Origin of the sequence: Streptomyces laculatispora (assembly GCF_017353455.1) — a bacterium.
GTDB classification, from domain to species: domain Bacteria; phylum Actinomycetota; class Actinomycetes; order Streptomycetales; family Streptomycetaceae; genus Streptomyces; species Streptomyces laculatispora.
This window is the reverse complement of the sequence record NZ_JAFMPZ010000365.1, coordinates 1-4,520: the sequence shown is the minus strand read 5'-3', so window position 1 is coordinate 4,520 and position 4,520 is coordinate 1. Positions and strand designations below refer to the sequence as shown.

At 71.3% G+C, this 4,520-nt stretch carries 5 protein-coding genes and 1 pseudogene; 2 read left to right on the top strand and 4 right to left on the bottom strand.

Translation table 11 applies throughout. From position 1 onward, the window contains the following. Window positions 1–374 (bottom strand): annotated as a pseudogene (locus J1C73_RS19195) (hypothetical protein); the annotation flags it as partial. 266 nt (window positions 375–640) lie between these two features. Here J1C73_RS19195 and J1C73_RS19190 point away from each other — a divergent pair. Beyond that, window positions 641–1,177 (top strand): hypothetical protein, encoded by a 537-nt coding sequence (locus tag J1C73_RS19190; protein ID WP_207317488.1) that lies wholly within the window; start codon window positions 641–643, stop codon window positions 1,175–1,177. A 38-nt stretch (window positions 1,178–1,215) separates the two neighbouring features. Here the strand turns inward: J1C73_RS19190 and J1C73_RS19185 are convergent, their stop codons facing one another. The 3 genes from J1C73_RS19185 to J1C73_RS19175 are packed head-to-tail and all read right to left on the bottom strand — an operon-like array spanning window position 1,216 to window position 3,599. Further along, entirely contained in the window at window positions 1,216–1,998 is a 783-nt protein-coding gene (locus J1C73_RS19185; protein ID WP_207317487.1) for an enoyl-CoA hydratase/isomerase family protein, read from the bottom strand. Between the two features lie 6 nt (window positions 1,999–2,004). Beyond that, the gene (locus J1C73_RS19180) at window positions 2,005–2,445 is read right to left on the bottom strand and encodes a Zn-ribbon domain-containing OB-fold protein (RefSeq protein ID WP_207317486.1); all 441 of its coding nucleotides are present in this window, start codon (window positions 2,443–2,445) and stop codon (window positions 2,005–2,007) included. A gap of 5 nt (window positions 2,446–2,450) precedes the next feature. Beyond that, complete coding sequence (locus J1C73_RS19175) at window positions 2,451–3,599, bottom strand: lipid-transfer protein (protein WP_207317485.1); 1,149 nt, start codon at window positions 3,597–3,599, stop codon at window positions 2,451–2,453. A gap of 102 nt (window positions 3,600–3,701) precedes the next feature. Between J1C73_RS19175 and J1C73_RS19170 the strand changes: the two genes are divergently transcribed. Beyond that, a partial coding sequence (locus J1C73_RS19170; RefSeq protein WP_207317484.1) for an AMP-binding protein occupies window positions 3,702–4,520 on the top strand: 819 nt, incomplete at its 3' end.

Here is a 4,520-nt window from a genome sequence, read left to right as displayed (position 1 = left end):
AGCACCCCGCCGCCCGCCGCGCTCGCCACCCCTTGCTGGAGCCCGGAACCGCCGCCCGTGACCGTCAGCTCTCCGGCCGCCTGGCCCTGGCGGACCATCCAGAGCACCGTGAACCCGAGGACCACCACGCCCGCGAGCGCGACCAGCAGCCGGGACCGCAGCACCACGCCGACGACCGTCACGACCGCGGCGAAGAGAAAGGGCAGCAGGATCGAACCGAACAGGCCGGGGTGTGCCGCGGTGACCCCGGTGAAGAGGTCGCCGATCCGGTAATGCCGCCCGAGGCGGCCGTCGTACCAGTCACGGAAGGGGCTCAGCACGGCGGCCGCCGCTCCTGCGAGAGCGACGATCGAGCCGAGGACGTTACGGATCATCTCCGGCCTCCAGCGGGCGTGCGGGGCGCCACCGGCCGGTGGCGCGGATCAGCGCCGCTCTCGCCTCGACGCTACGCCGGGCGCATGACCCCCGCCACCAGACGGCGACGCGCGGACGGCGGGCAGACGATGACGAGATCGTGACAGGGCCATGACCGATGCGCCGATCGAAACCGGCCATGCTGTGCGCTACGGTGTCGCGCGGCTGTCCGGCAGCAGCGCCGAAGACCGTACAGCTGAACCACAACACAAGGGGGGCGGCATCGATGATGCGGCAGCACATGAAACTGACCGTGGTCCTGGCCGCGGTGGTCCTCACGCTCACCGGCTTCTCCAGCTCCGGCCACGGCCACGGCAGCAAGAGCGGGAAGTCCAGCAGCAGTGGCGGCGGGTGCTCCAACTCCAAGAAGAGCAACGGCACCTACCACGACACCGACTACGACGATGACGACTACGGCACGTCGGGCAGCTCCTCCAGCGGCTCCACGTACGGCACGGCGACCCCCAGCGCCACCGCGACGGACGCGCCCCGGGCGTACGTCTTCCGCTGTGCGACGCCCCGCAAGGGCAAGCGCAAGGCCGTCACCACCTCCACCGTGCGGCTCACCGCGAGCGCGGCCGGCAGCCACAGCTACGAGGTGGACGTGACGTTCCTCGACTCGCTCGGCAACACCGTCGACACGGGTGAGGCGAGCGTGGACGCCGACGGCGGCGAGACGAAGACCGTCTCCGTCCGGATGGACAGCCCGGGCAAGGTCTCCGGGGTGAAGAGGTGCTCGGTCACCGCCGAGCTCAGCTACTGACAAACGGCACAGCCGCCACCGCCACCGAAACACCGGGCTCACCGCAGGCGGTACTCACCACCGGCCCCCCTGCCCCGCTCCCCGAACAGCTCCGCCTGCCGCTCCGGCGCCAGGTTGCCGAGCGCGATCAGGTGCGGGGCATGGGCCAGTGCCTGCGTTCTCGCCGCCTCCTTCGCGGACCAGACGGCCCGTACCGTCCCCTGCACCGCCGCGGTCGGGTACGAAGCGATGACCGCCGCCGCCCGCAGCGCCGCCGGGACCGCGCCGCCGGGCTCGGTGACCTCGCTGACCAGCCCGGTCTCGTACGCGCGACGGGCCGTGACCCGTTCGGCCGTCCCCATCAGGGACATCCGGGCGACCTCGCCGAACGGCATCCGCTGCGCCATCGAGATCGCCTCGTAGGCGCTGACCATGCCGTACGTGGTGTGCGGGTCGAAGAACGTCGCCTCCTCGGACGCGATGACGAACTCCGACTCGCCCAGCAGGTAGAAGGCCCCACCGCAGGCCATCCCCTCCACGGCCGCGATCACCGGCTTCCACAGGTCGTTCGCCTTCGGCCCGATCGCGATCAGCGGATCGTCGATCGTGTACGGGGACGAGGGCTGCGGGACGTCCACGCCGCGGTCGATCCCGGTACAGAACGCCCGCCCGCCGGCGCCGGTCACGACGACGGCCCGCACCTCCTCGTCATAGCGGAACGCCCGCCAGGCAGCGGCCAGTTCGGCGGCCGTCGCGAGGTCGATCGCGTTGAGCCTCGCAGGCCGGTCCAGGGTGAGCAGCGCGACCCCGGTCGCCTTGTCCGTCTCCGTGCGCAGCGCCATCGCAGGTCACCGCTCCAGCAGCCAGCGGACCAGGGTCACTTCGGGGGAGACGGGGCAGAAGACCGCCTTCACCGCCGCCCCGATCCGCAGCCGGGCCGGGTCCACCGAGTTCAGCGGTGCGTCCGGCCCGGTCACCACATTGCCGACCAGCCGGATCTCCGGGGCGTCGGCCAGTTCGACCACCACCGCGTTGTACGGGGCCTGCGCCGCGTAGGCGGGCAGCAGCGGCGGATGCGGCAGCACGTACGACCAGATGCGGCCGCGTCCGCTCATCGCCCGCCACTCGCTCTCGAACGACTGGCAGTGCGGGCAGCACGGCCGGGGCGGGAAGCGGAGCCGGCCGCACTCCGGGGCGGCGCACGCCTGGACGCGCAGTTCACCGCGGGCCGCGTACTCCCAGAAGGGCGCGCCGTCCTCGTCCACGGCGGGCAGCAGCATGGCATCCATCTCGGTCAGCTCCTCAGCAGTACGGCGGATGTGGGCACGCCCTCACCGGCGGTGACCAGGCAGGTCGAGGCGTCCGGGACCTGGGCGGTGGAGATGCCGCGCAACTGCTTCACGCCCTCGTTGATGAGGTTGAAGCCGTGCACGTACCCCTCGCTGAGCCCGCCGCCACCCGTATTGACGGGCAGCCTGCCCCCGCTCTCCAGGGCCCCGCCCTCGGTGAACGCGGCGCCCTCGCCGCGGCCGCAGAATCCGTACCCCTCCAGGGAGAGCGGGATGAGCGGGGTGAACGCGTCGTAGATCTGGGCGACATCGACGTCGTCCGGTCCGAAATCGGCCTGCTTCCACAGCTGCCGGGCGGCGGCCCAGGCCGGTCCGGTGAGCGGGTCGTCGTTCCAGTAGTTGACCATCCCGTGGTGCTGGGCGGGCAGCCCCTGGGCGACGGAGTGGAGGTAGACGGGCTTCTGCCGGCAGTCGCGGGCCCGTTCGGCGGAGACGATGACACAGGCCAGCGCACCGTCCGTCTCCAGGCAGTTGTCGAAGAGGCAGAGCGGATCGCTGATCCAGCGCGAGGTCATATACATGTCGCGGGTCAGCGGCCGCTCGTACATCACCGCGTCGGGGTTCTGGTTGGCCCGGTTGCGGCAGGCCAGCGCCACGTTGAAGAGGTGGTCGCGGGTCGCGCCGTACTCGTGCATGTACCGCCGGGCCAGCATTCCGATCTCGTCGGCGGGCCGCAGCAGCCCGTAGGGCCGGGTCCACTGCGCGGGGGTGGGCAGTTGCACGGCGGTGTTCTTCCAGGGCCGGGGCCCCGACCCCCGCTTCCGCGACCGCCAGGCGACCCCCACACTCGCCTGCCCGGTCGCGACGGCGGCGGCGAGGTGCGCGAGCGTCGCGCAGGAGCCGCCGCCCCCGTAGCCCACCTTGCTGAAGAAGGTGACATCGCCGGCCCCGACGGACTTGGCGACCTCGACCTCGTCGGTCTCCTCCATCGTGTACGAGGCGAACGCGTCCACCTCCGACGCGGCGATGCCCGCGTCGTCGAGCGCCGCGACGATGGCCCGGCAGGCCAGGGTCTTCTCCGACTCGGGCAGGTGTTTCGCGAACCGCGTCTGACCTATCCCGGCTATCGCTGTCTTGTCCTTGAGCGTCGCCACCCGCCACCTCCGAAGCCGTCATGACTGCTGACAGCGGAGGAGGCTACAGCTAATCTGACGGATAGTCAGCTACTGCGGTTCCGTTCGGCGGGAGGGCACGAGATGCGCGGCGACGAGGAATGGTCCACCGTCCCGAACCTGGTACGGGAGGCGGCACGGCGGTACGGCGACCGCGAGGCGGTGGTCGAGGGCCGCACCAGGATCACCTACACGGAACTCGGAGAGCGCGTGGAGCGGGCCGCCGCCGCGTGCATGGCCTCCGGGGTGGAACCGGGGGACCGGGTGGCGGTCTGGGCGCCGAACACGCTGGACTGGATCGTCTCCGCGCTGGGCGCGGTGACGGCCGGCGCGGTCCTGGTCCCGCTCAACACCCGCTTCAAGGGCACGGAGGCGGCGTACGTCCTGGAGCGGAGCCGGGCGAAGCTGCTCTTCGTCACGGGCACCTTCCTCGGTACGTCGTACGTGGCCTCCCTGCGCCGCGCCGACATCGAACTCCCGCACCTGGAAACCGTGGTGGTCCTCGCCGACACCGCCCCCGCCGACTACGTCACCTGGAAGGACTTCCTGGCCGGCGGGGAGCGGATCTCCTCCGAGCGGGTACGCGAACGGGCGGACGCGATCTCATCGTCCGCCCCCTCCGACATCATCTACACCTCGGGCACCACGGGACGCCCCAAGGGTGCGGTCATCAGCCACGCCCAGACCCTGCGCTGCTACGAGATCTGGAGCGACCTGGCCGGTCTGCGCGAGGGCGACCGCTATCTGATCGTGAACCCGTTCTTCCACACCTTCGGCTACAAGGCGGGCGTCATCGCGTGCCTGATGCGAGGCGCGACGATGATCCCGCAGCCGGTGTTCAACGTGGACACGGTCCTCGCCAACATCGCCGCGGAGCGCATCTCGGTCCTCCCCGGCCCGCCC